Origin of the sequence: Rhizobacter sp., assembly GCF_046595475.1 — a bacterium.
Lineage (GTDB): Bacteria > Pseudomonadota > Gammaproteobacteria > Burkholderiales > Burkholderiaceae_C > Rhizobacter.
The window spans coordinates 73,252-98,770 of record NZ_JBKJOQ010000107.1 but is presented as its reverse complement, the minus strand read 5'-3'; the positions used below and the strand labels follow the sequence as shown (position 1 = coordinate 98,770).

General features: G+C 64.1%; 24 protein-coding genes. 22 read left to right on the top strand and 2 right to left on the bottom strand.

Annotated features, from left to right (window positions below):
- The first annotated feature begins 85 nt into the window (after positions 1–85).
- The 12 genes from tssA (at position 86) to AC30QB_RS19510 (ending at position 13,538) form a co-directional block, all read left to right on the top strand.
- Positions 86–1,093, top strand: a complete 1,008-nt coding sequence (gene tssA, locus AC30QB_RS19565) for a type VI secretion system protein TssA (protein WP_489547941.1) — start codon at positions 86–88, stop codon at positions 1,091–1,093.
- A 109-nt stretch (positions 1,094–1,202) separates the two neighbouring features.
- The gene (gene tssB, locus AC30QB_RS19560; RefSeq protein WP_489547940.1) at positions 1,203–1,715 is read left to right on the top strand and encodes a type VI secretion system contractile sheath small subunit; all 513 of its coding nucleotides are present in this window, start codon (positions 1,203–1,205) and stop codon (positions 1,713–1,715) included.
- 40 nt (positions 1,716–1,755) lie between these two features.
- Positions 1,756–3,249: a type VI secretion system contractile sheath large subunit gene (tssC, locus tag AC30QB_RS19555; protein ID WP_489547939.1), complete on the top strand. Its 1,494-nt coding sequence runs from the start codon at positions 1,756–1,758 to the stop codon at positions 3,247–3,249.
- Between the two features lie 93 nt (positions 3,250–3,342).
- Positions 3,343–3,822 (top strand): Hcp family type VI secretion system effector, encoded by a 480-nt coding sequence (locus AC30QB_RS19550; protein WP_489547938.1) that lies wholly within the window; start codon positions 3,343–3,345, stop codon positions 3,820–3,822.
- A gap of 94 nt (positions 3,823–3,916) precedes the next feature.
- Entirely contained in the window at positions 3,917–4,405 is a 489-nt protein-coding gene (locus tag AC30QB_RS19545) for a hypothetical protein (RefSeq protein WP_489547937.1), read from the top strand.
- 49 nt (positions 4,406–4,454) lie between these two features.
- A complete protein-coding gene (locus AC30QB_RS19540; RefSeq protein WP_489547936.1) occupies positions 4,455–4,973 on the top strand; it encodes an Hcp family type VI secretion system effector in 519 nt (172 codons plus the stop codon).
- A gap of 4 nt (positions 4,974–4,977) precedes the next feature.
- Positions 4,978–5,775 carry a type VI secretion system accessory protein TagJ gene (locus AC30QB_RS19535; protein ID WP_489547935.1) on the top strand — a complete coding sequence of 266 codons (798 nt, stop codon included), beginning with the start codon at positions 4,978–4,980 and terminating at the stop codon, positions 5,773–5,775.
- Positions 5,772–6,293 carry a type VI secretion system baseplate subunit TssE gene (tssE, locus tag AC30QB_RS19530; RefSeq protein ID WP_489547934.1) on the top strand — a complete coding sequence of 174 codons (522 nt, stop codon included), beginning with the start codon at positions 5,772–5,774 and terminating at the stop codon, positions 6,291–6,293. Before AC30QB_RS19535 ends, tssE begins: the two co-directional genes overlap by 4 nt.
- 84 nt (positions 6,294–6,377) lie before the next feature.
- A complete protein-coding gene (gene tssF, locus AC30QB_RS19525; protein WP_489547933.1) occupies positions 6,378–8,255 on the top strand; it encodes a type VI secretion system baseplate subunit TssF in 1,878 nt (625 codons plus the stop codon).
- A 187-nt stretch (positions 8,256–8,442) separates the two neighbouring features.
- Positions 8,443–9,495, top strand: coding sequence for a type VI secretion system baseplate subunit TssG (tssG, locus tag AC30QB_RS19520; protein ID WP_489547932.1), 1,053 nt, complete (start codon positions 8,443–8,445; stop codon positions 9,493–9,495).
- The gene (tssH, locus tag AC30QB_RS19515; RefSeq protein ID WP_489547931.1) at positions 9,488–12,202 is read left to right on the top strand and encodes a type VI secretion system ATPase TssH; all 2,715 of its coding nucleotides are present in this window, start codon (positions 9,488–9,490) and stop codon (positions 12,200–12,202) included. Before tssG ends, tssH begins: the two co-directional genes overlap by 8 nt.
- Entirely contained in the window at positions 12,189–13,538 is a 1,350-nt protein-coding gene (locus tag AC30QB_RS19510; RefSeq protein WP_489547930.1) for a tetratricopeptide repeat protein, read from the top strand. The genes tssH and AC30QB_RS19510 overlap by 14 nt, the downstream gene beginning before the upstream one ends.
- 21 nt (positions 13,539–13,559) lie before the next feature.
- Here the strand turns inward: AC30QB_RS19510 and AC30QB_RS19505 are convergent, their stop codons facing one another.
- The gene (locus AC30QB_RS19505; RefSeq protein WP_489547929.1) at positions 13,560–14,414 is read right to left on the bottom strand and encodes an alpha/beta hydrolase family protein; all 855 of its coding nucleotides are present in this window, start codon (positions 14,412–14,414) and stop codon (positions 13,560–13,562) included.
- Positions 14,415–14,587: 173 nt separating this feature from the next.
- Between AC30QB_RS19505 and AC30QB_RS19500 the strand changes: the two genes are divergently transcribed.
- The 10 genes from AC30QB_RS19500 (at position 14,588) to AC30QB_RS19455 (ending at position 23,922) form a co-directional block, all read left to right on the top strand.
- The gene (locus AC30QB_RS19500; RefSeq protein ID WP_489547928.1) at positions 14,588–16,891 is read left to right on the top strand and encodes a type VI secretion system Vgr family protein; all 2,304 of its coding nucleotides are present in this window, start codon (positions 14,588–14,590) and stop codon (positions 16,889–16,891) included.
- A 35-nt stretch (positions 16,892–16,926) separates the two neighbouring features.
- Entirely contained in the window at positions 16,927–17,481 is a 555-nt protein-coding gene (locus AC30QB_RS19495; RefSeq protein ID WP_489547927.1) for a DUF6484 domain-containing protein, read from the top strand.
- 15 nt (positions 17,482–17,496) lie between these two features.
- Positions 17,497–18,513 carry a DUF2169 family type VI secretion system accessory protein gene (locus AC30QB_RS19490; RefSeq protein ID WP_489547926.1) on the top strand — a complete coding sequence of 339 codons (1,017 nt, stop codon included), beginning with the start codon at positions 17,497–17,499 and terminating at the stop codon, positions 18,511–18,513.
- Positions 18,513–19,583 carry a beta-ketoacyl synthase N-terminal-like domain-containing protein gene (locus AC30QB_RS19485; RefSeq protein WP_489547925.1) on the top strand — a complete coding sequence of 357 codons (1,071 nt, stop codon included), beginning with the start codon at positions 18,513–18,515 and terminating at the stop codon, positions 19,581–19,583. The genes AC30QB_RS19490 and AC30QB_RS19485 overlap by 1 nt, the downstream gene beginning before the upstream one ends.
- A 2-nt stretch (positions 19,584–19,585) precedes the next feature.
- The gene (locus AC30QB_RS19480) at positions 19,586–19,972 is read left to right on the top strand and encodes a PAAR-like domain-containing protein (protein ID WP_489547924.1); all 387 of its coding nucleotides are present in this window, start codon (positions 19,586–19,588) and stop codon (positions 19,970–19,972) included.
- On the top strand, positions 19,965–20,468 hold the full coding sequence (locus AC30QB_RS19475; RefSeq protein ID WP_489547923.1) for a hypothetical protein: 504 nt from the start codon (positions 19,965–19,967) through the stop codon (positions 20,466–20,468). Before AC30QB_RS19480 ends, AC30QB_RS19475 begins: the two co-directional genes overlap by 8 nt.
- 54 nt (positions 20,469–20,522) lie before the next feature.
- Positions 20,523–20,996 (top strand): hypothetical protein, encoded by a 474-nt coding sequence (locus AC30QB_RS19470; RefSeq protein ID WP_489547922.1) that lies wholly within the window; start codon positions 20,523–20,525, stop codon positions 20,994–20,996.
- 35 nt (positions 20,997–21,031) lie between these two features.
- Positions 21,032–22,021 carry a hypothetical protein gene (locus AC30QB_RS19465; protein ID WP_489547921.1) on the top strand — a complete coding sequence of 330 codons (990 nt, stop codon included), beginning with the start codon at positions 21,032–21,034 and terminating at the stop codon, positions 22,019–22,021.
- Positions 22,018–23,271, top strand: a complete 1,254-nt coding sequence (locus tag AC30QB_RS19460; protein WP_489547920.1) for a TIGR02270 family protein — start codon at positions 22,018–22,020, stop codon at positions 23,269–23,271. Before AC30QB_RS19465 ends, AC30QB_RS19460 begins: the two co-directional genes overlap by 4 nt.
- A gap of 189 nt (positions 23,272–23,460) precedes the next feature.
- Positions 23,461–23,922 (top strand): GNAT family N-acetyltransferase, encoded by a 462-nt coding sequence (locus AC30QB_RS19455; RefSeq protein ID WP_489547919.1) that lies wholly within the window; start codon positions 23,461–23,463, stop codon positions 23,920–23,922.
- Positions 23,923–23,939: 17 nt separating this feature from the next.
- Here AC30QB_RS19455 and AC30QB_RS19450 read toward each other — a convergent pair whose 3' ends face one another.
- Positions 23,940–25,517, bottom strand: a complete 1,578-nt coding sequence (locus AC30QB_RS19450; RefSeq protein ID WP_489547918.1) for a caspase family protein — start codon at positions 25,515–25,517, stop codon at positions 23,940–23,942.
- Positions 25,518–25,519: the final 2 nt, after the last annotated feature.

Genomic DNA, 25,519 nt, shown 5'->3' with positions numbered 1-25,519 from the left:
CCCTAGATGACTTTCGGCTGATGTGGGCAGGCGCCGCGCTCCATAAAGTCCAACCCATCGTGATTCAACTCCAACGCAGCCTCACATGAACGCCCTGCCCGTCGAAGACCTGCTGGCCTCGCTCGGCGAAGACACGCCTTGCGGCGCTGACCTGGAATACGACCCCGTCTTCCTGTCGCTCGGCGAAGCGGCACAAGGCAAGCCTGAGCAGCAGTTCGGCGACACCGTGATTGCCGCTCAAGAGCCCGATTGGCGCGTGGTGCAAGAGCAAGCCACCGACTTGGCCCGCCGTACCCGCGACGTGCGTGTGGCCGTGCTGCTGGCCCGTGCCGGTGCCCGCCAGCAAGGTGTGGTGGCCTACGCCAGCGCGCTCTCGCTGATCGCCGGCCTGCTCGAACGCCACTGGGACCATGTGTATCCCGCACTCGACGCCGACGACAACAACGACCCCACGATGCGGCTCAATGCCCTCGCTCCGCTGGTCGATGCCGAAAGCGGCCTGGCCGACCTGCGTGCCGCTCTGGTCGGCACCGGCCGCGCCGCGCTCACGGTGCGCCAGTTGGAGCTGGCAGCCGGCAAGGCAGAACCCCGCTCCGACGAAACCGCGCCCACGCTCGATGGCGCGGTGCAAGCCGTGCAGGCGGCCGAAGGCCAGAGCGCAGGCGTGCTGGCGGCCCTCAAGCAGGTGCACGCCGAAGTGATGCGCATCGAAACCGTCCTGGGCAACAAGGTCAGCGCGGCGCAAGGCCCCGACTTCCGCCCCTTGCGCGTGCTGACGCAAACCCTGGCCAACGTGGCCACCCAGGCTGAAGGTGGTGCCATGGCATCTGAATCCGACGTCGGCGCCGCCAGCGGTGCAACCGGTGCTGCCCCACGCGCTGCCTCAGGCCCGCTGCAAACCCGGGAAGACGTGATGCGCAGCCTAGACCGCGCCTGCGAATGGCTGGAGCGCAACGAGCCCACCAACCCCGCACCATTGCTCCTACGCCGCGCCAAGCGCCTGATGGGCAAGAACTTTCTCGACATCATTCGCGACCTGGCGCCGGCCGGCATCGACCAGATCGAAAACATCGCCGGCAATCTGAATGAATGAGATTCCGTTCGGGCTGAGCCTGTCGAAGCCCATGCGCGCCGTAGTGCGGGCACTTCGACAAGCTCAGTGCGAACGGAGGTATTGAAACCCCAGCCCGAAGGAGATCCACATGGCCACCAGCAGTCAGAAATTCATCGCCCGCAACCGCGCCCCCCGTGTCCAGATCGAATACGACGTGGAGCTCTACGGTGCCGAGAAGAAGGTGCAGCTGCCCTTCGTGATGGGCGTGCTGTCCGACCTTTCGGGCAAGCCAGCCGAGCCGCTGCCCCCCGTGGCCGACCGCAAGCTGCTCGACTTCGACGTCGACAACTTCGACAGCCGCATGAAATCGATGAAGCCGCGCGTCGCCTTCCAGGTGCCCAACACCCTGACCGGCGAAGGCAACATGAGCGTCGACATCACCTTCGAAAACATGGACGACTTTTCGCCCGCCGCCGTGGCACGCAAGGTCGACTCGCTCAACCAACTGCTGACCGCACGCCAGCAGCTGAGCAACCTCATCACCTACATGGATGGCAAGACCGGCGCTGAAGAGTTGCTGGCCAAGGTGATCTCCGACCCAGCGCTGCTTGCCAGCCTGGCCACGGCCAAGAAGGCGGCTGACGAGCCCAAGGCCGAGTAAGCCGCCCCGCACGCCGTAACAGAACCCACGGAGAACCCAAATGGCAGAAGCACAAAGTCAATCCACCGCGTTGCAAGGCGTTGAATTCCAGGGCGGCGATTTCGCCAGCCTGCTCAACAAAGAATTCAAACCCAAGAGTGACGAAGCAAAGTCCGCCGTCGAAGCCGCGGTGCTCACGCTCGCGCAGCAGGCGCTGAGCAAGACCCAGCTGATCGGCAGCGATGTCGTGGCCTCAATCGAAGCCATGATCGCCGAGCTCGACGAAAAGCTCAGCTCGCAGATCAACCAAATCATGCACCACGCTGATTTCCAGCAGATCGAGTCTGCCTGGCGCGGCCTGCATCATCTGGTCAACAACACCGAGACCGATGAGCAGCTGAAGATTCGCGTGATGAACATCAGCAAGGCCGAACTCGGCAAGACGCTGAAGCGCTACAAGGGCACCGCGTGGGACCAGAGCCCCATCTTCAAGCGCGTGTACGAAGAAGAGTTTGGCCAGTTCGGCGGCGAGCCCTTCGGCTGCCTGGTCGGCGACTATTACTTCAACCACGGCCCCCAAGACGTGGAGCTGATGGGCGAAATGGCCAAGGTGGCTGCCGCTGCACACACACCCTTCATCGCGGCCGCCGACCCGGCGCTCGCCCAAATGGGTTCGTGGCAAGAGCTTGCCAACCCGCGCGACCTGACCAAGATCTTCACCACGCCGGAGTACGCCGGCTGGCGCTCGCTGCGCGAGAGCGACGACGCCAAGTACATCGGCCTGGCCATGCCGCGCTTCCTGGCGCGCATTCCCTACGGCGCCAAGACCAACCCCGTCGAAGAGTTCAACTTCGAAGAAGACACCGCCAACGCCGACCACACCAAGTACACCTGGGCCAACTCGGCGTACGCCATGGCGGTCAACATCAACCGCTCCTTCAAGCAGTACGGCTGGTGCTCGCGTATTCGCGGCATCGAGTCGGGCGGCTCGGTCGAAGGCCTGCCCACGCACACCTTCCCCACCGATGACGGCGGCGTCGACATGAAGTGCCCAACCGAGATCGCCATCAGCGACCGTCGCGAGGCCGAGCTGGCCAAGAACGGTTTCATGCCGCTCGTGCACCGCAAGAACAGCGACTTTGCTGCCTTCATCGGCGCCCAGTCGCTGCAGAAGCCGGCCGAATACGACGACCCCGATGCCACGGCCAATGCCAACCTGGCAGCACGCCTGCCCTACCTCTTCGCCACCTGCCGCTTCGCGCACTACCTGAAGTGCATCGTGCGCGACAAGGTGGGCTCCTTCAAGGAACGCGAAGACATGGCCAAGTGGCTCAACAACTGGATCATGAATTACGTCGATGGCGACCCCGCCAATTCGTCGGAAACCACCAAATCACAAAAGCCACTCGCGGCGGCTGAAGTGACTGTGGAAGAAATTCCAGGCAACCCCGGCTACTACTCGTCAAAGTTTTACCTGAGGCCCCATTACCAACTCGAAGGGCTCACGGTGTCTTTGCGTCTTGTCTCCAAGCTGCCCTCGAACAAGGCGCAGTAATCACTTTCCACGATCGATCGAGCGTTCTTTTGCCACCAGCGTCACAACCAGCGCAGGCAGTTCTCTCTTCATACCACCCAAGGAGTTTTCATCATGAGTTCAGACTTTCATTTCAAGTTCGATGGCGTCGACGGCGAAGCCACCCACAAAGATCACAAGGGCGAGATCGAGGTCTTGTCCTGGAGCTGGGGTGTGACCCAGGCGTCTGGCGCAGGCTCGGGCGGCGGCTCCGGCAAAGGCAAGGCGACACCCGGTGAATTTCACTTCGTTCACCAGTACGACAAGTCTTCTCCAGTGCTGGCCAAGCACTGCGTAGGTGGCAAACACTTCAAGGACGCCAAACTCACGGCACGCAAAGCTGGCGAAGGGCAGAAAGACTTCTTGGTCATCACCTTGAAAGAAGTTTTCATCAGCAGCGTTCAGCCCAGCGGAGCGCAAGGCGGCGACGTGTTGGAGAACGTGAGTCTGTCGTACAAAGACGTCGAGTTCGCCTACAAGGCCCAGGATGACAAGGGCGGTCTGGGTGGCGAAGTGAAGTTCGGCTGGAACACCGCGACCACCGAGACGCGATAAGCCCGTTCCACCAACGGGGCGGAGGTGCAAAGCCGCGAGACCCGATCAGGGTCGCGCGGGCTCCCCCCCGACAGCTCGCTTTGGAGATTGATTCATGCCGACCCTGACCTGGAAAGACAACCGCATAGACGCCAATGACGTCGCGCCGTGGGACGCCACCGTGATGTTGGTTGGCCCCAGCACGCCGGTCGCCGAAATGGTGTCGGACAGCAAGTCTTGGTGCGAAGAGCACAAGGAAGGCGGTTCGCTGAACCTGATGATTTACTGCCATGGCGCGCCTGCTTACTTGCAGATTGGCAAGGAGGGCCTGATGCCCTGGAACCTGAGCAAGCTGGCCCCGCTAAAGCCCTACTTCGACACCGTGAGCATTCACGCCTGCTTGGTGGCCAAGGGTCAAAACGGCCGAGCCTTTTGCTCCAAGATGGCGCTGGTGCTGTACGCGCCAGTGGATGGAGCGGTCGCAAACCAGCGCAACACAGGGCCCGAGACGGTGTACGGCTGGCTCGACGACCGCAAGTACGACGGCGACTACTACCGGCACGAACCTTCCGGCGCCAGAACCGGGCCGCTTCGCAGCCTCTGAACCCGGCGCTCGCTGCGGCGTTTGAATCAACCCCCTTTGGACACATGCCATGCCTGCCGAAAAAAACTCTCGCGACCCCAGCAGCCACTCGGGAGCTGACGTCTTCCTGAGCGTGCAGACCAAACGCGCAGGCAAGTTAAAAGGCGAAAGCCAATCCATCGATCACAAGGACGAGATCGTCGTGCACGGCTGGAATTGGGGCTTGTCGGCCAGCGCAGCGCTCGGCTCGGCGCAAGCCACCGGGCGGCGCAGCTACAAGAACCTCACCGTCACGAAGCGCATCGACTCGTCGTCGACCGCGCTGATGTCGGTGCTGGCCACCAACGACGAAGTCAAAGAAGCCAAGCTGGCCATGCGCAAGGCCGGTGAAGGCCAGCGCGACTTCTTCACCGTCAAGCTCAGCAACGCGCGCGTGCATTCGTACGACATCGAGTGCGGCGAAAGCGGTGACGCAGTCGAACGCGTGACCTTCGCCTTCACCAAGGTCGATGTCAGCTACGAGCTGCAGTCTGGCGCAGGCCAGCGCGGCGGCGGCACCAGCTTCCAAGACGAAATCTTGCCCACCTGACGACATGGCCACCCCTCAAGAGTTGTTGGCTGCCGGCGACCCTGCCCAAGCCCTGGCGGCACTGCAAGCCCAAGTGCGCGAGAAGCCGGGCGACGCCAAGCTGCGCGTCTTTCTGTTCCAGCTGCTCAGCGTGCTGGGCCAGTGGGAGCGCGCGATGGCTCAACTCGACGTGTGCGGCGAGCTCGACCATGGCACGCTGGCCATGGTGCAAACCTACCGCGAAGCCATCAAATGCGAAGCCGTGCGCGGCTCGGTATTTGCTGGCAAGACCACGCCCGTGGTTTTCGGCCAACCGGCCGCCTGGGTGGCGATGCTGATCGAAGCCCTGGCCCAGGAAGCACAAGGCCAGCATGCCCAAGCGCAGCACCTGCGCGCCAATGCTTTCGAGCAAGCCCCTGCGACCGCTGGCAGCCTCAACGGCGAAGCCTTCGACTGGATTGCTGACGCCGACTCTCGACTTGGCCCGCTGCTCGAAGTGGTGCTCAACGGGCGCTACACCTGGGTGCCATTCAGCGCCTTGTCGGCCATCACCGTCGACGCGCCCGAAGACCTGCGCGACATGGTCTGGACACCCATACACCTCACCTTCAGCAATGGCGGCGATTCGGTCGCCCTCGTGCCCACCTGCTACCCCGGCACACGCGAGCAGCCTGATGGCAAGCTCAAGATGGCGCGTGCCACCGAATGGCTGGAGCTGGGCCCCGACCAATACGCGGGGCTGGGCCAGCGCATCCTCTCCACCAGCAGTGCCGAACTCGGCCTGCTCGAAGCGAGAGAGATCAAGCTGACCCTCGCCACATGAACCTCAGAGATCGGCTGCAACCGGCATTGCTGGATCGCCTGACCGACCTGGCGCCGCAATCTAACGTCGAAGCCGACGACGCCCGCATGATGAACAAGTCGCAGATCCGCGAGGCGGTGCTGCGTGACCTGTCTTGGCTCTTGAACTCGGTGCAGCCGCTCAGCAAAGAAGTGGCCGCGCAATACCCGCAGGCCGCCGACTCAGTGCTCAACTACGGGCTGCCCGCCATGTCGGGCCAGCTGGCCTCGCGCATAGACGTGAGCGTGCTCGAGCGCACCATCAAGCAGGCCATCCTGCGCTTCGAGCCGCGCGTGATGGAAGACTCGCTAGAAGTGAAAGCGCTCGAATCTTCCAGCGTGCTCGACACCCACAACGTGATCGAGTTCGAGATCCACGGTTTCATGTGGGCCCAGCCAGTGCCGCTGGAGCTGCTGCTGCGCACCCAGGTCGACCTCGAAGCCGGCCAGGTCGAGGTGCGTGACGCGAGCAGCAGCGGTCCTTCACGCCGGAAAAGCTGACGATGAACCACCCCCACGCTCACTTCGTTCACTGCCCCCCGGGGGGGCGCTCAGCGCCCTTCGGGCGGCCGGGCGGGCACTGAGATGGACCCTAACCTCCTGCGCCACTACAACGACGAGCTCACCCACCTGCGCGAAGTGGGTGCCGAGTTTGCGGCCGAGTTCCCGAAGATCGCGGCACGGCTCTCACTCGATGGGCTCGAAGTGTCCGACCCGTATGTGGAGCGCCTGCTCGAAGGCTTTGCCTTCATGGCCGCGCGCATCCAGCTCAAGATCGACGCCGAGCACCCGCGCTTCGTGCAGCACCTGCTGGAGACCGTGTACCCCGGCTTCTTGTCGCCAGTGCCGTCGATGATGATCGCGCGCATGCGGCCCGACCCGCTAGACCCCAATCTGGCGCGCGGCTTCACCCTGAAGCGCGGCAGCGCGCTCACCAGTGAGCTGGCGCGCGGCCAGGGCACGCGCTGCGAATTTCGTACTGCACACGAGGTCACGCTGTGGCCCATCGAGATCGACTCGGTGCAGTATTTCAGCCACGCGCCCGACCTGCCGCTGGCCCACTTGCCGGTGGCGCGCCAGCTGCGCGGCGGGCTGCGCATCAAGCTCAAGCTGCACGGCGGGCTCAAGTTCAAGCAGCTCAAGCTCGACAAACTTCCCTTCTTCATTTCGGCACCTGACGACGTGGCCTTCCGCCTGCACGAGCTGGCGCTGGGCAGCACCGTGGGCACCTGGGTGCATTCCGGCGCAGGCCGCAGCCCGGCTTCAGGTTTTTCTGATGGCGACTCGCTGAAGCCCGTCGGCTACGACGACGACCATGCCTTGCTGCCCGAAACCTTGCGCGGCTTCAGTGGCCACCGCTTGCTGCAAGAGCTGGCCGCAATGCCGCAGCGCTTTCTGTTTTTCGAAGTCAACGATCTCGCACGCCGACTGGCCCTGCTCGACAGCGCCGAAGCCGAGATCGTCATCTTGTTTTCGCGCGGGGAGGCCGCTCTTGAATCGCTGGTAGACGCCGGCAGCCTCGCGCTTTTCTGTACGCCCGCGGTCAACCTGTTCCCCAAGCGGCTGGATCGCATTCAGCTCGCGACCTCGGGCACAAGCAACTGGGAGCACCACGTGGTGCCCGACCGCACGCGGCCCATGGACTACGAAGTCCACACGCTCGAAGCTGTCACCGGCTATGGCATTGCCCAGGTGGCCGAGCAGAGCTTCATGCCGCTTTATGCGAGCTTTCACGAGACGGCTAAGAGCCAAGGCGCTTACTACACCGTGCGCCGAGAGCCGCGCATGATGTCTGCTCGCCAGCGCCAAGAGGGGCCACGCTCGGCCTATGTCGGGCAAGAGGCTTTCCTTTCGCTGGTCGACCCCAAAAATGCGCCCTACCGCGAAGACATACGCCAGCTGTCAATCAGCGCCCTGGTCACCAACCGCGACCTGCCCACCCTGCTGCCCGGCAGCGCCACCACCTGGGTGCTCGATGCGGCTGGGCCCGCAGGGCGCATCGAAACGCTGCGCGGCCCGACGCGGCCGGTGCAGCGCATGGCGCGTGGCGACCTCGGCTGGTCGATGGTCAGCCTGCTCACCCTCAACTACCTGAGCATCGCGGGCGAGGACCCAAAACGCGCAGCTTCCGCGCTGCGCACTCTGCTCGCCTTGCACGGGCCCGAGCAAGACGTGGCCTGGGCCAAGCAGATCGAGAGCATTCAGTGGGTAGAGGCCAAGTCGGTCGTGCGCCGCCTGCCCTTCCCCGGCCCGCTCACTTTTGGTTGTGGCGTGGAGGTGACGGCGCTGGTCGATGAGCTGGGTTTTCAGGGCAGTAGTGCGTTTTTGCTGGGCAACGTGCTCGATCGGTTCTTCGCACGGCATGCGGCTGCCAACAGCTTCTGCGAAACCGTGCTGCGCTCGGCCTCACGCGGCGAAATCATGCGCAACAAGCCGCGCATCGGTTCCCACGCCGTGCTATGACATCGCCGGACATCTCAGTCTTGCAATCCCGCGACAGCGGACAAGCTTGTTTTGGACGCAAAGAACGCGAAGGGAAGACGCAAAGGACGCCAAGAAGAGACTGGTTTGCATTCTTTGCGAGCTTTGCGTCTTCCCTTCGCGCCCTTTGCGTCCTCTTCACTGGCGCCCAGTCTTCGAGCTCAGCTGCATGAGCACCGACCCCCGCCAACTCCACGAGCGCCGCGAGCGCCTGTTCGCGAGCCTTGCGGCCGAGCCCTGGGCGCACGACTTCTACGCCGTGCTGCGGCAGATGGAATCGCTCTCGCCCGGCTCGCCACGCCTGGGCAGTGCGCTGCGCCCGAGTGCCGAGCCCATTCGCATGGGCCAAGACCCGGAGCTTGATTTCGCGCCCGCTGCGCTGATGTCGTTCAAGACCGACAGCCGCAAACCACCCCGCCTGGGCGCGCGCTTCTTCGGCCTCTTCGGGCCCATGGGCCCGCTGCCGCTGCACATCACCGAGTACGCGCGTGACCGGCTGCGCAACCACGCCGACCCCACCTTCGCGCGCTTTGCCGATGTGTTTCACCATCGCGCCTTGCTGCTTTTCTACCGTGCCTGGGCCCAGAGCCAGCCGGCCGTGCAAGCTGACCGGCCGAGCGACGACCAGTTTGCCAAGTGGGTGAGCGCGCTGTTTGGCCAGGCACCCGCCACCTTGCGCCAGGGCGACGCCGTGGCCGACGCGGCCAAGCGCTACTCCGCCGGTCATCTCGCCCGCGCCACGCGCAACCCGGAGTCCATTGCCAAGGTGCTGCGTCAGTATTTCGGTGTACCCCTGCGCGTCGAGCCCTATGTCGGCCACTGGATGCCGCTGCGCGACGTAGACCGCAGCCGCCTCGGCCGCCCGGGCGCTCGACGCAGCGCACCGCTGGGCGTGTCGGTCGTGGCCGGTGCCAAGGTGTGGGACCGCCAGTACAAGCTGCGTCTGCACATAGGCCCTCTAACGCTCGCGCAATATCAGCAGTTTTTGCCCGGCCAGCCGTCGCTCGCGGAGCTGCGCGATTGGATGCGCCAGCTGCTGGGCTTCGACATGCTGTGGGACGTGCAACTCGTACTCAAGGGCGGCGAGGTGCCCGCCCTGGGCATGGGCCGCACAGCTGCACTCGGCCGCACCACCTGGCTGGGCCGCAAAACACCTCATCCCGACCGCGGCGAGCTTCGCCTGAACCCGGCTTCATCCTTCAAGGGGAAACACCATGGCTGAAATCAGTCGCTCCGCTCTCTTCGGCAAGCTCAACCCGCTGGCCTACAAAGCCATCGAAGGCGCCACCGTGTTCTGCAAGCTGCGCGGCAACCCGTATGTGGAGCTGCAGCATTGGCTGTTCCAGATCTTGCAGACGCAAGACTCTGACCTGCACCGCATTGCCAAGCACTACGGTATGGACGCGTCCAACCTGGTGTCTGACCTGCAGACATCGCTAGACCGCTTGCCGCGGGGTGCTTCGTCGGTTACCGACCTGTCGACCTTTGTTGAAGACGCAGTCGAGCGCGCCTGGGTCTACGGCTCGCTGATGTTTGGCGGCACGCAGGTGCGTACCGGTTTCCTCATCGTTGGCCTGCTCAAGACCAAGAACCTGCGCAATGTGTTGTTGTCCATCAGCAAGCAGTTTGAGCGCGTGCAGATCGACGACCTGAGCGAAAACTTTCACAAGCTGCTGGGCGGCTCGCCCGAAGAAGCTCAGGCCGCCACAGAGAGCGGCGCCGCACCCGGTGAAGCCAGCGGTGCCATCGCGCCTGCAGCCATGGGCAAGCAAGAAGCGCTCAAGAAGTTCACCACCGACCTGACCGAGCAGGCACGCGGCGGCAAGATGGACCCGATCGTGGGCCGCGACGACGAGATACGCCAGGTGGTCGACATCTTGATGCGCCGCCGGCAAAACAACCCCATCCTGATCGGCGAGGCCGGCGTGGGCAAGACGGCGGTGGTTGAAGGCTTTGCACAGCGCATTGCGCGCGGCGACGTGCCGCCTTCGCTGAAAGACGTAGAGCTGCGCGTGCTCGACGTGGGCCTGCTGCAAGCCGGCGCCAGCATGAAGGGCGAGTTTGAGCAGCGCCTGCGCTCGGTCATAGACGAAGTGCAGGCCTCGCCCAAGCCCATCATCTTGTTCATCGACGAAACGCACACGCTGGTGGGGGCCGGCGGCGCAGCCGGCACCGGCGATGCCGCCAACCTCTTGAAGCCTGCATTGGCGCGCGGCCAGCTGCGCACCATCGGCGCCACCACCTTTGCCGAGTACAAGAAGCACATCGAAAAAGACCCAGCGCTGACACGGCGCTTTCAGAGCATCACTGTCGACGAGCCCGACGAGCCGCGCGCCATTCTCATGATGCGCGGCGTGGCATCGACGATGGAAAAGCACCACAAGGTGCAGATCCTCGACGAAGCCCTAGAAGCCGCAGTGAAGCTGTCGCACCGCTACATCCCGGGCCGGCAATTGCCCGACAAGTCGGTGAGCCTGATCGACACCGCCTGCGCCCGTGTGGCCGTGAGCTTGCACGCCACGCCGGCCGAGGTCGACGATTGCATGAAGCGCATAGAAGCGCTTGAAACCGAGCAAGGCATCATCGGCCGCGAAGACGCGATCGGCATCGACACCAAGAAGCGCTCGGCCGGGGTCGAGCAGCAGCTCACCACCGAGCGCGCGCGGCTCGACAAGCTGCAAACGCGTTGGCAAGCCGAGAAGGTGCTGGTCGATCAGCTGCTAGACCTGCGCGCCAAGCTGCGCGGTTCCGTGCAGCCGGTGGAGGGCACAGGCAGCAAGCTCGAAAAGGGAGCTGAAGCCGCTGCCGAGGTCGACACGCCAAAACTGTCAGATGCCGACCGCGCGGCAACGCTGGCCGAGCTGAAGCGCGTGCAAGACGAGCTGGCCTCGCTGCAAGGCGAAAGCCCGCTGATCCTGCCCACCGTCGACTACCAAGCCGTGGCCAGCGTGGTCGGTGACTGGACCGGCATACCCGTGGGCCGCATGGCCGCCAACGAGATCGAGACCGTGCTCAACCTGCCCAAGCTGCTGGGTGCGCGCGTGATCGGGCAAGACCACGCCATGGAGATGATCGCCAAGCGCATCCAGACCTCGCGCGCGATGCTCGACAACCCGAGCAAGCCCATAGGCGTCTTCATGCTCGCCGGCACCTCGGGTGTGGGCAAGACCGAGACCGCGCTCGCATTGGCCGAGGCCCTGTACGGTGGCGAGCAAAACGTGATCACCATCAACATGAGCGAGTACCAAGAGGCGCACACCGTCTCCACGCTCAAAGGCTCGCCCCCTGGCTACGTGGGTTACGGCGAAGGCGGTGTGCTGACCGAAGCCGTGCGCCGCAGGCCCTACAGCGTGGTGCTGCTCGACGAAGTGGAGAAAGCCCACCCTGACGTGCATGAGCTGTTCTTCCAGGTGTTCGACAAAGGCTGGATGGAAGACGGCGAAGGCCGGATGATCGACTTCAAGAACACCATCATCCTGCTCACGTCCAACGCGGGCAGCGACCTGATCATGAGCTTGTGCAAAGACCCCGAGCTGATGCCCGAGCCCGAGGCCATCGGCAAGGCTCTGCGCGAGCCGCTGTTGAAGGTGTTCCCGGCCGCGCTGCTGGGCCGCATCGTCACCATCCCCTACTACCCGCTCAGCGAAACCATGATGGGCCAGATCGTGCGGTTGCAACTGAACCGCATCAAGAAGCGCGTGGAAGCCAACCACGACGTGCCCTTCACTTTCACTGACGAAGTGGTGAAACTCGTGGTGAGCCGCTGCAACGAAGTGGAAAGCGGAGGCCGCGTGATCGATGCCCTGCTCACCAACACCGTGCTGCCGCGCATCAGCCATGAGTACCTCACGCGCCTGGCCTCGGGCAAGCCGCTGGGCAAGGTGGCGTTGACGGTCGATGCCGGCGAGTTCGCCTATGGGTTCGACTAAACCGCAGCCGACCGCCAGACCTCTCAGTGGTGCCGCGCGCCTGGCGCAGCGCCAGATGCTGCAGCGCGCCGTCATTTTGCTGCGTGACAAAAAGCTCGACGACGCCGAGCCGGTGTTGCTCTCGGTGCTGCAACGCTGGCCGGGCCAGCCGGATGCGCTGCACTTTCTCGGCGTGCTGGAGCACACGCGCGGCCACAGCGAAGCGGCGCTCGCGCTCATCCACCAGGCCATTGCCGGCCTGCCGGGCCAGCCCGGGCCACTGAACAACCTGGGCAATGTGTTGGTTGAGACGCAACGTTTCGACGAGGCCATCACCGCCTATCGCCAGAGCCTGGCGATGCGGCCCGACAACATCGATGCGCTCAACAACCTCGCCACCATGCTGCGCAAGCGCGGCGAGCATGCTGAATCAGAAGCGCTGTGCCGAAGTGCGATCGAGGTCAACCCGGAGTTTGCGCAGGCTTGGTACAACCTGTCGCTCACCTTGCTCGAGCAAGGCCGGGTGGACGAAGGACTCACCGCCCACAGCCGCGCCATCGTGCTGTGGCCACGCCACCTGCAGGCACGCAACGCAGTGCCCAAGGCGCTGGTGAACCTGGGCCGGCTCGACGAAGCCGCCAAGCTGTACAGCGAATGGCTGGCCAGCGACCCCGACAACCCCGTTATCAAGCACCACCTCGCGGCGTGCTCCGGCGGCACCGTGCCCGAGCGCGCGAGCGATGCCTATGTAGAGCGCACCTTCGACGCCTTTGCGGCCACCTTCGACGCCAACCTCACGGCGCTCGGCTACCGCGCGCCGCAGCTGGTAGCCGACCTTTTGCGCGAGCTATTGCCGTCACCGGCACGGCAGTTCGACATCCACGACCTGGGCTGCGGCACAGGCCTGTGCGGACCCATGGTGCGCGACTGGGCACGCGACCTGAGCGGCTGCGACCTGTCGCAAGGCATGCTCGACAAGGCCGAGCGGCGCCACGTGTACGACAGCCTGCACCACGCCGAGCTGGTGGCCCACCTGCGAGGCCACTCGGCGCGCTGGGACGCACTCATCTGCGCCGACACCTTTTGCTACTTCGGCCAGCTCGGCGATGCCCTGCAGGCCGCGGCGCAGTCGCTGCGGCCGAACGGGCACCTGGTGTTCACCGTCGAAGCACAGCCCACCGACAAAGGTTCACCCTACCACCTGCAGCCTCATGGTCGGTATGCGCATCAGCGCGACTACGTGTGCGAGATGCTAAGCGGCGCCGGCCTGCGCGAGCTGGTCGTGCGCAAAGAGACGCTACGCTCTGAGGGCGGCAAACCGGTAGTGGGCTGGCTGGTCGCCGCAGCCCACGCCTGAATCGCCCTAGGAAGCCAAGCTTCAGTAGCGTTCTTCAAAGTGCCCGCGACGCGTGGCCGGCACAGGCGTAGAGCCGGCCGTGACAACCCCGTGGCTCAACAGATGCGGCCACATCCAGCGTACGCAGGCGGCCGAGCCGGCTTCTTCCTGGGCCATGGTCAAGGCGCTCACGCCATCGGACGGGTCGCCGGTGGCCAGTGCGGCAGCCACCTCGAGGCTGTCTTCCCAGAGCACGCCATGGCGCCGGATCCAGTCTCTGCGGGCTGCCGTGGTGGCGGGGTTCACGTACTCGTCGCCCAGTGTCCAGCGGCCGGTCTCCAGCCCCGTGTAGCCAAACGGGCAGCCGCCCATGCCGCCATGCGTGGTCATGAAGAGTGCCTGTTCGTAGGAGCCAGGCCTTGCTGCTCTGGTGGCGGTCGAATCAAAGGACATGCGCGATTCACCATGCGGATCGCGCCGCGCGTGATAGGTGCGCAGCACGTTGGCCGGCACGACGTCTACGTTGTGATCGGGCAGTGAATCGCCGATCCACGGGCTGCGATCAACCGCATCGAACAGGAACATCGCGTCTACGGTGATGCCTTCGCTCTCAAGCAGCGCGGCAACGTGCACGACAGTGGCCGCGCCGCGGCTGTAGCCGCCAAGAAACACGGTGGTGTCGGCGGCGTCATCTGCGCCTTCGTCGTAGCGGCGGCGAATCACGCCCACCAGACTCTCGGGCGTGACCTGACGCAAGCCCAGCATGTTCGGCCCGATGGCGCGACGCGCGAACGCCTGCGTGTTGTGGCGCACGATTTGCGCCAGATAGCTGTTGGCAAACTCGGACCGGTACTCAGCACCCGAAAAGGGCCCTGAGCCGTCAACGCAAATGAACATGGAACGCCTCCTGTTGCGCGGGTCACCTTAGCGCGCTCGCCAAGGCGAGGTCGAGTGACCAAAGTTCGCGCGCGGAGCCGCGCCGCACATGACTTTCGTCGCTTTACGGCAACGGGGGGGCTGCCTAATCTGGCGGTGCCTCATCGGAGAGTTCGTCTTCTGGACACCACAGCATGCCAGCGCCCATCACACTCACCTCGCCTCTTCCTGCCACAGACCTGATCTTCGAATCAATGGCGGTCTCTGCGGGCCTGAGCATGCTGGACGAAACGCAGCTCACCCTCATCAGCCCCTCACCCGACCTCTCACCCGAAGACCTGCTTGGCAAGTCGGTCACGATCGTGGTCGAGCTGGCGAATGACGCAAAGCGCTACTTCAACGGCTATGTCACACGCTTTGCCACCGGCTCGCACCGCGGTCGCCACCACGGCTACCAGGCCACTGTGAGGCCGTGGCTTTGGTTCCTCACGCGCACGTCAGACTGCCGTATCTTCCAAGAAATGAGCGTGCCGGACATCGTCAAGAAGGTGTTCGACGACCACAGCGTCGCAAGTTTCGAATTCAAGCTCTTCCGCAGCTACCGCAAATGGAACTACTGTGTGCAGTACCGCGAAAGTGATTTCAATTTCGTCTCGCGCCTGCTGGAGCACGAAGGCATCTACTGGTACTTCGAGCATGCCGATGGGCAGCACAAGCTCATTCTTGTCGACTCGCAAAGCGCTCACGATGCCGTGCCCGAGCACGACACCCTGCCCTACAACGAAGGCGCGGCGAGCGCACTTCCGGGCACCGAGTACGTCTCAAATTGGACGTTCTCGCGCGAGGTCAAGACCGGCAAGACCGTGCTCACCAGCTACGATTTCGAGCGCCCCTCGACCACCCTCAAGGTAGACAAGCAAACCTCTCGCAGCCATGACCTCGCTGACTACGAGATGTTTGACTTCCAGGGTGACTACGTTCAAGGCGCCGATGGCACCCAGCTGGCCGAAGACCGCATGGATGAAATGCAGACGCGGTTTCAAACGCTGCAGGGCACGTCGAACGGCCACAGCATCGAAGTGGGCCGCCTGCTCAAGCTGAGCCATCACCCGCGCGACGATCAAAACGCCGAGTACCTCATCACCGCCCTGACGGTGCATGCCCACGTGAACACCCAGGAATCGGGCAGCAGTGGCGGCGGCTACGACTGCCACTTTTCAGCCATTCCCTCGCAGCAGCAGTTCCGCCCGCCCCGCCGCACACCCAAGCCGTTTGTGCAGGGCCCGCAGACCGCGGTGGTTGTCGGCCCAAGCGGCGAAGAGATCTTCACCGACAAGTACGGACGGGTGAAGGTGCAGTTTCACTGGGACCGCTACGGCACCAAGAACGACAAGAGCTCGTGCTGGGTGCGCGTGTCGCACCCGTGGGCCGGCAAGAACTTCGGCGCCATCCACATCCCGCGCATTGGGCAAGAGGTGGTGGTCGGCTTTCTGGAAGGCGACCCCGACCAGCCGCTGATCACCGGCCGCGTCTACAACGCCGAGCAGATGCCGCCGTGGGATTTGCCAGCCAATGCCACGCAGAGCGGCATCCTCACGCGCTCATCTAAGGGTGGTGGGTATGGCAATGCCAACGCGATCCGCTTCGAAGACAAGGCGGGGTCGGAGCAGCTTTGGATACACGCTGAGAAGAATCAAGACATCGAGGTCGAGAACGACGAGACGCACTGGGTTGGGCACGACCGCACCAAGACCATCGACCACGATGAGACGGTGCATGTGAAGCATGACCGTACCGAGACGGTAGACAACAACGAGACCATCACGATCGGGGTCGATCGCACCGAGAGCGTCGGCAGCAACGAAAAAATCACGATCGGAGTGAACCGCAACGAGAGCGTGGGTGCCAACGAAGACATCGCCATTGGAGCGAACCGCACCGAAACGGTTGGCGCCAACGAGAGCATCACCATTGGCTCGAACCGCACCGTCACCATCGGCGCAAGCAAGACCGAGACGGTTGCCCTGCAGCGCACCCGCGCGGTGGGCGTGAACGAGAGCGTTGCCATCGGTGCCGCGCAGGAAATCGCGGTAGGCGCCGCGCAAAGCATCTCCGTCGGTGCGAACCAATCCACCAGCGTTGGCGCGAACCAGAGCAACACGATCGGCTCTGACCAAACCAACTCGGTCGGCGGCAAGCAAAGCAGTGACATCGGCGCAGACCGCAGCGTGAGCGTGGGTGGTGCGCAAGCTACTACGGTTGGCAAGGGCCGCACCACGTCGGTCGGTGAAGACGATGCCTTGACCGTCGGCAAGAACCTCACCCTCACCGCGGCCGACTCCATCACCCTGACCACCGGCAGTGCCAGCATCACGATGAAGAAAGACGGCACCATCACCATCAAGGGCAAGGACATCACGATCGAAGGCTCCGGCAAGATCAACGCCAAGGCCAGCAGCGACATCGTGATGAAGGGCTCGAAGATTCTTCAGAACTGACGCGATCCCAACCACTTTCAGAAACGAGGTGGCTCATGGGCCGCAGAGAACAGACACTCGATACACCCGACGCGCAAGGCACAGCTGACTTGCTGGCACCGCTTGCCTCTGCGCAAGAAGCCGACGTACTGGCACCGCTGCTGCGCGAGCGCACAGCGCGGCTGCAATCCAACTCCCTGCCGGGTGTGGTAACCGGCACGCTGGTGGCCATCGCTGAAACGGGGCGATCGCCTTTGGTGCTTTGCGCCGGCAGCACCGCCGCGTACGCTCGCTCAGTGGTCGACCTGCGCGGTGAGCACGTCGGTCAGACCGTGGTGCTTTCGTTCGAAAACGGCGACCCGGCGCTCCCCATCGTGATGGGCGTTCTGCATGATGAATCGCATCGGGGGTTGAATGCGCCCGGCCTTGTCGAGCTTGAGCAAGACGGTGAGCGCATGGTCGTCTCGGCACGCGAGCAGTTGGTGCTGCGGTGCGGCGAGGCCAGCATCACGCTCACCAAAGCGGGCAAGGTGCTGATCGAAGGCAACTACGTCTCGAGCCGATCCACCGGGGTAAACCGCGTCAAAGGCGGCTCCATTCAATTGAACTGAGACGAAACAAGCGCCATGTGGCACGTCGCCAATCAAACCCCCTTCGCCGCCGACTATGGCTGGGTGATGGACAAAGACGGCAACAAGATCTGGCTGGTGGTGGTGAAAGCCACGTTCGACATCGGGCCCGACGGTCGTTGCCAGCTGGCTGCCGAGAATCAGCCGGTGCATCAGGTCGCCCTGCCCTATGGCGAGTTCGGAACGAGTAGCCTCAAGTACGAAGCCGATCTGGCTGGCCTGAAGGCCACCACAGACGTGCTGGTGCAAGGCGAGGCCGTCGCGCCCCGAGGCCGCCTCGCCACCTCTATGGAAGTCTCGCTGCGTGCAGGCCCACTGCACAAGCGCCTGCGCGTCACCGGTGACCGTGTGTGGGAGTCCGGGCTGCTCGGTCCACGCATGTCTGAGCCCAAGGCCTTTGAGCGCATGCCACTCACCTACGAGCGCGCCTATGGCGGCTGGGATCGCTCGGCTTCAAACCCTGAGGATCACAGGCTCGAAGACCGCAACCCCGTGGGCGCCGGCTTTGCTGCGCGGGTCGAGAACTGCGAAGGCCTGGCGCTACCAAATGTCGAATATCCCGCCCAGCTCATCAGTGGCTGGAAAGACAGGCCTGCGCCGGCTGGCTTGAACGTGGTTGACTGCGCCTGGTCACCGCGCCGCCAACTTGCAGGCACATATGACGATGCCTGGCGCCGCGATCGCTTTCCCCTTTGGGCTGAAGACTTCAACACCCGATATCACAACTGCTCGCCCGCAGATCAGCAGGCCAGCGCCTATTTCACCGGCGGCGAGCAGATCGAAGTGACAGGCATGTCTGAAAGCGGCTCGCTGGCCTTCGAGCTGCCACGCCTGAGCCTGGTCTTTCGCACCCGCTTCGGCAGCGAGCGCATGGATCACGCTGGGCAGCTCTGCTCCGTCGTCATCGAGCCCAATGCGCCACGCGTGATGATGGCCTGGCAAACCTCGCTGGTGTGCAACCGCAACGCCGACGAGTTGGACGAAACGCTGGTGCTCGAAAAGTGGGGCACATGATGAGCAGCTCACCCATCAAGGTCTCTTCCTGGGCGCGCAGTAGCGCCGACGAAATCTGCGTGGTTGGCGTGGGCGCGCGCACTTCGGTCGGCACAAACGCAGCCACCACGGCCGCCGCCGTGCGCGGCGGCATCTCAGGGCTCGCATTGCACTCGAGCTTTGTTGACAGCGGGGGCGAGCCGATATCGTTTGCGTCCGACCCCACGCTTGCGCCAGACACACCGCTCGACCAGCGCCTGCTCGCCATGCTGCAAGCCGCAGGCGCAGAAGCCATGGCCGCGGCGGGTGCTATCACGCCTGACGCGTGCTTGCTCGCGCTGCCCGAGCCGCGCCCCGGGCTGAGCGCCGACATCGAGGCCGCGCTGGCCGATGCACAAGCCCACCACCTCCAGCTGCCACGCGACGCAGTGCGTGCCCTGTCGCGCGGCCATGCGAGCGGCCTGATGGCACTTCAAGCCGCGGCCCAGTGGTTGGAGCGAGGCGAACGCCAAGCCGTGCTGGTGATCGGTGTCGACTCGTACCACGACGCACAGACCATGCGCTCGCTAGAGCTGCACCGTCGGCTCAAGAGCAGCCAGATCCGGGGCGGCTTTCCACCCGGAGAAGCGGCAGGCGCCTGCCTGCTGGTGCGCGAGGCCGTGGCCACAGGCGCCGGCTTGCCGGTGCTGGCCAAGATCAGGGCTGCCGCCACTGCCGTAGAGCCTCACCCGCTGCGTGCCACCGAGCCGTGCGTGGGCGCGGGGCTCACGGCGGCCATTGCCACGGCCACACAAGGCCAGAAATTGCCGCAGGAGGAAATCAGCCTCAGCTATTGCGATCTCAACGGTGAGCGCTTTCGCAATGAAGAGTTCGCCTTTGCGCAGCTGCGTACACAGGATGCTTTCGCAGACGCGAACAACTACCTCTCGCCCGCCGATTGCTGGGGCGACGTGGGCGCAGCCTCAGGTCCGCTGTACCTGGCACTGGCCATTGCCTCCAAGCAGCGTGGCTACGCCAAAGGTCTCTACCCCTTGTTGTGGGCCGGCTCCGACGCCGGCTACCGCTCGGCCGTCACCCTTTCACTCGCCTGATCATGAGCGTCGGCGTCAACCCACCCAACACGCCCGTCACCGAGGGCAGCATGGACATGTCGCCTGCCGACGTGCCCAACGTTTGCAAGATGCCCGGGCCACCGGCACCGTTCATCCCCGCGCCGCTGCCCAACATCGGCCGCTCGGCTGACCGGCTCGACGAAGCGACCTCCACCGTGAAGATCGAAGGCAAGAAAGTGGCGATCAAGGGCTCGTTCTACATGAGCCAGCCCTCACCCGACGTGGCCAGCCAAGGCACGGGTGGCGGTTTGATCTCTTCTGTGACGCAAGGCGCCACCGAGTTCATCGCGCCGGGGTCGATGGACGTGAAGTTCGAAGGCAAGAACGTCCAGCTGCTGGGCGACACCATGGGCAACAACGGTGGCTAAGAAAAAAAATGCCCTCACCTCGAAGAACAAACAGGCGCCGACGACCAAGCCTTGGTTGAAGTGCGGTGAGGTCGGTAGCTATTCGAAGCTCAACAAGAAGCGGGCCGCGCCGAAGTTTGAGCGCGACCACGTGCCGTCTCATGCGGCAATGAACCATGCGGCGCAGAACTCTCCAGACATGAAGGGTGTCTCAAAGGCAGTCCGCAAGTGCGTCAAAAATAGACTCAAGGACCGTGCGCTGACCATCGCCATTCCCAAGAGCCTTCACCGCAGCACCAGCCGCACCTGCGGGTCTCGCAACACCCAAGCGCAAATCAAAACCGACTCCGGAAACCTCAACAGCGCTGCCAACAAAGACTTGGCGCGCATCCAGAAGAAGCTCGACGGGCCTCCAAAAGCCGCTTGCGCAGACGCCTACCGAGCAGCCGCCAAGGAAGTCAGGGCGCAAGATCATGACAAACTCATCAAGGACACGATTGACGAGTGTCTGAGCTAGCGCCAGATAGACCGAACATCATCACCCTTGAATCCGACACAACGAAAGGTGAACATGGACTTTGAAGCCTGGATGAAACTATTTGGCACCAGCCAGGATGACCCGCAGTTGAAGGCCGCCCTTGCAGCCGCGGGAGTCAAGAAGCTGCCTAAGCTCGATGACGAGGAGACCAGCGTCCAGCTCGAGCTGAAAGGCCACGGGCTCGAACTCATCCTGACCGACGAAGCCTCGCTGAAGAAACTCGAAGATCAAGACGTCGGCGAAGGTCCCTTGATCTTGAGCGGGGTTGTCGCCAAGCTCGGCAAATCTCAGGGGCGCGATCTCTACGCGGGCAAGCTGCCCCTGGGTGTGGCGGCCACCATGTCGCAAGATGCCGTGCGCAAACTGCTAGGCAAGCCAACAACCACCGGCGAGCGCCACCCAGTCGACATCTGGACCAGCCAGCAGCAAGAAGTCGTGGCCCGTTATCCCAAAGACTGCCAATCGCTCAACACGTTTTCAGTGACCCTGCCGGGTGTTGAGTTTTAGATTCAGCTGGATACGCCGTCAGCACTGATCGCACCATGAACCCTCAAGACTTGCTCTCGCTACTGGGCGCTCGCCAAACCGATCCTGCCGTGGAGGCGGCACTCGTGCACTACCAAGTGCGCAACCGCCCCGCCGTCAAGATCGACGAAGACGATTCCGATGGCCCGGTCGTGGAGACCCAGTCGTGGGTGAAAAACTCGCGGGAGGGCATTGAGTTCGGTTTCGACGACGAAGCAGCCTGGCTGGGCCAGGACGAAACCGCCCACGGCCAGCGCCCCATGTTGCTGACTGAGCTGTATTTCTACGGTGAGCATCAAGGCGTGCGCCCATATGCGGGCGAGCTACCGTTCGGGCTGAAGCAGTCCGACGGCCGCGCGGCGGTGCGCAAGAAAATGTCGCCCTACGACGCTACGCTTCACTCGCACACGCGCGACACCTGGGACACCCCAGAGGCCCGCATCACCGTCGGCTATGTGGAGGGCGAGCAGAGCATCGCCGTGGTGCTGTGCATGCTGCCTGAGCCGCCGCTGCCGCCCCTACCCTATGCGCTGGCGGCAGTGCCTTCGCCCGACAGTCTGGTCGCCCTCTTTGGCAGCCCGCTCGATGACCCGGCCTTGAGCCGGGAGCTGAGGCCGCTGGGTCTGAGCAAACACATCGACGAGGTGCGCGATTCTGGTGAAGCCGATTTCAGCAATCCCTACGGTCTGATCGTCAACTTCTCAGCACCCAAGGAACGCAAGGCCCGCAACGCAGACGACACGCTGTTGTCGAGCATCACCTTCCTGCGCGAACGAGAGCTCGGCGGGCGCGGCTGGCTCGGTTCGCTCCCCTGCGGGCTGAGCTTCGACGATTCGCCCGAGATGGCAGCACAGAAGTTGGGCCGAGCGCCCGATTCTCAGGACGATGAAGACTTCAGCGGTACCGCCAGCTGGAACGAACCGGAATTCACCCTCTTCATTCTCTACAGCACGATCAACAACCGGCTCTTCCGCGTAGGTGTCGTTGCCCCGGGCTTTGCCGCATGACCGTGATCGCTCCGGTGCTCGCACAGCATCTCGACGACGCGGTTTCACTGCGCTCGGTACGCGGCGTGCTTGTACGCGCACCCCACGTGAAACTCAAAGACCTGGCCCGAGCCGACGAGCGCTTGGTGGCCCACCTTGATGGACTTCAGATCGCCGGTGACGCCGCTGTGGCGCTCAGTCGCGCAACGCTCGACGTACCTGGCGTGGGGCAGCTCTTCGTAGCCTGCGTCCTCGCCATTGAGCGGCGCGATGCCACTCAGATCGACTATTTGCTGTCTTTGCTCGATGCCGTGCCTGATGCCCCTCGCGCACTCGCATCAGCTTTCGGCTGGGTTGCGGCGCCGCTCCTGCGCGGCCTGACCGGGCCTCTGCTCGCCAGCCCTTCGCCTGCCGCCCGCTGGCTCGGCTTGGTGGCGTGCGCGCAGCATCGGGTCGACCCGGGGACTGCACTTGTCCAAGCACTGCAAGACCCGAACCCGCGACTGCGTGCATGCGCCTTGCGCGCAGCGGGCGAATTGGGTCGAATCGACCTGCTGCCGGCCTGCCTGGCGCATATTGCTGATGCGGTACCCGCTGTGGCCCTGTGCGCGGCACGCTCTGCAGTGCTGCTGGGCGACCGGGCCGAGGCCTTGCGTTGCGTGCAGACATTGGCGCTGAAGCCTGGCCCCCACCAGCGGCAAGCGCTGGCGATCGCCCTGTTCACCAGCGACAACACCACCGCGCGCAAGCTCGTGAAGCAGCTCGCTGCACAGGGCGCCGACACGCGCACTCTCATCTTTGCAGCAGGCTGGTCAAGCGATGTGCAGGTGATGCCTTGGCTCTTCAAGCAAATGGAATCAAAGCTGCACGCCCGCGTGGCTGGCGAAGCCTTCAGCTTCATTACCGGCATCGACCTCGCCTGGAATCATCTGCACGGCGACGCACCCGACGATGAGCCCACCGGCCCCAATGGCGACCCTGACGATCACGATGTGGCCCTCGACGAAGACGAAGACCTGCGCTGGCCCGACCTGCAAAAACTCACAGCCTGGTGGCAGCAGAACCAAGCGCAATTCGCCGCTGGCACACGCTATGTCGTGGGCGCATCGCCTACGCCCGAGCACTGCGCTACCGTGCTGCAGAAGAACACACAACGCCAACGTTTCGCTGCGGCCTTCTACATGAGCCTGCTGCAACCGGGAAGCGTGATGTTCAATTGCGCAGCGCCTTCGAGCCGGCAGGCGCGGTTGCTAGCGAAGGTGGTGAGTTGATGCCAAATATCGAGCCGCGCTGGATCTTCGCCGTGCTGGGGCCGCTATTTCTGCTGCTTGCCGGTTGGCGCACTCTGCGAGCTGGTCGCATCGCTCCCCAGGCCAAAGCGTGGTTCATCGTAGGCGCCCTCTTCAGTGCAGTGGCCCTGTGGCTGTGGATGCACTCGGCTCGCTGAGTTGACTCAACCCATGGACATGCTGATCAAGCTCTACGCCTTGCCGTCCACGGCGGCACGCGCTGTGACGCCAGACATCGCGGTGCGCAAGCCCCTCGGCCCCGAGCATGGCCTGCTGGTCGAATGGGTCACTGCGCAGTTCGGCAGCGGCTGGGCGAGCGAAGCGCATGCGGCCTTGGTCAACCGCCCTGTCAGCCTGTTTGTCGCCACACAAGGCGGTGCCCCAATCGGCTTCGCCTGCTACGACGCCACCGCGCGCGGCATGTTCGGCCCCATCGGCGTGCTGCCTGAGGCGCGATCGCAGGGCGTAGGCGAAGCGCTGCTCCTCGCCAGCCTGCATGACATGCGCAACGCTGGCTATGCCTATGCAGTGGCCGGCTGGGTCGGACCGGTGGACTTCTTTCGCCGCGTGGCGGGCGCAGTGCCCATCGGAGACTCTGACCCCGGCCCCTACCGAGGCATGCTCCGCGCCTGAGCCAACGTCACTGGCGCTCACTCGCGATAAACGCGAAACCCCATCGTGCTGCCCTGCAACTCAGGCTCGGCCGACAACACAGCTGACGGCGCCAACGCCGCCGCAGGCGAAGCCCAACTGCCCCCCTTCAACACGTATTTCTCGCACGGCTGCTTCTTTGGGTCGGCACAGCTCCCCGTCCATTGCCACACATTGCCCGCCCAGTCGTACATGCCAATGGCGTTGGGCAGAAACACGCCCACTGGAGAGGTCTGCGGAAAGCCATCGTTGCAGGCCGATTCGCGCCACGGGAATGCCGACACGATGGCCGCCGAGCGGTCGTAGCCGTTGCCCGAGCGGCAGTCTACAAATGGAACCACCTGGCGCGCCTTGCCCTCGCCTACGTAGCGTCCCTCTTCCACTGCCGCCACCCACTCGGGCTCGGTCGGCAGGCGGTAGCGTTGCTTCGTGCGCTGACTCAACCACTGCGTGTACTTCTGCGCGTCATGCCAGCTCACGTTGATGGCGGGGTATTTGTCGGCGCCCAGCTCGGCCACGTCGCGCTTGTCGCAGGCGTTGGCGCGCACGCACGTCTCGTAGTCGTTCACCGTGACCGGAAAGGCGCCGATCGCACGCGTACCCCCCAAGCTCACCAGACGCGGGCAGTCGGGGCAGTCGCGCACATAGATGGGCTCGACGGCGCTGCGCGTGGGTTCGCTGGCGATCACGCTTTCATATGCAGCGGCCACCTGCGGGCGCAGCTTGCCGGTGGGCGAAAGCTCCAGGTACTTGAGCAAGGCGGCCTTGTTGCGCGTGCTCATGGCCACCTGCATGCGCTGCACTTCGGCATCGGGCGCCGCGATGGCCGCGGCCTCACCGCTGGGCGCGATGAAATAGAAGTCGCCGGTGAGCGAGGTGTTCTCCCACGGCACTTGCTGGCCGCGCGACTCTTCGGTCACGCCAATGCGCACGCGCTTGAACACGTCTTCCACCTTCAAGCCCGGCAGGCCGATGTTGGCCAGCAGGTGTTTGGTGAAAACGCCGTTGCGGCCTTTGCCGTCAAGCGCCACCTTGCCGGGCGAGGTGGCAAATGCGATCAGCGTGCCCTTGGGCGCGTCAATCGACGCCAGGCCGCCACCATAAGAGCGGGTGAACGGGTTGTTGCGGCAGGCGTCGAGGATGACCAGGTTGATGGCCGCCGCCTTCATTTCCAGCCGCTGCAAGATGGAATCGATCTCGATGCCCTGGTCGAGCACGTCGGCCTCTGACTGCACCTTGGCATCGACCGGAATGATGTAGTTCTTGCCGCGCACCTGCATGCCGTGGCCGGCGTAATAGAACAAGGCCACTGCGCCAGGCTCGACCTTGTCGACGAAGCTGCGTATGCGCGCCGTCATGTCGGTGCGCGAGCTGTTGAGTGCCACCACGGTGTCGAAGCCGCGCGCCTTCAGTGCTGCGGCCAGGTCAGATGCGTCGTTTGCCGGGTTGGCCAAGGGCGCGCCAGCGTAGGCTGCATTGCCCACCAGCAAGGCTACGCGCTTGGGCACTTGCGCGCTGGCCAGCGCGCACAGCAGCAAGCCAGCGCAGCCCATCAGGAGGTGGAGAAACCGCGCCACAC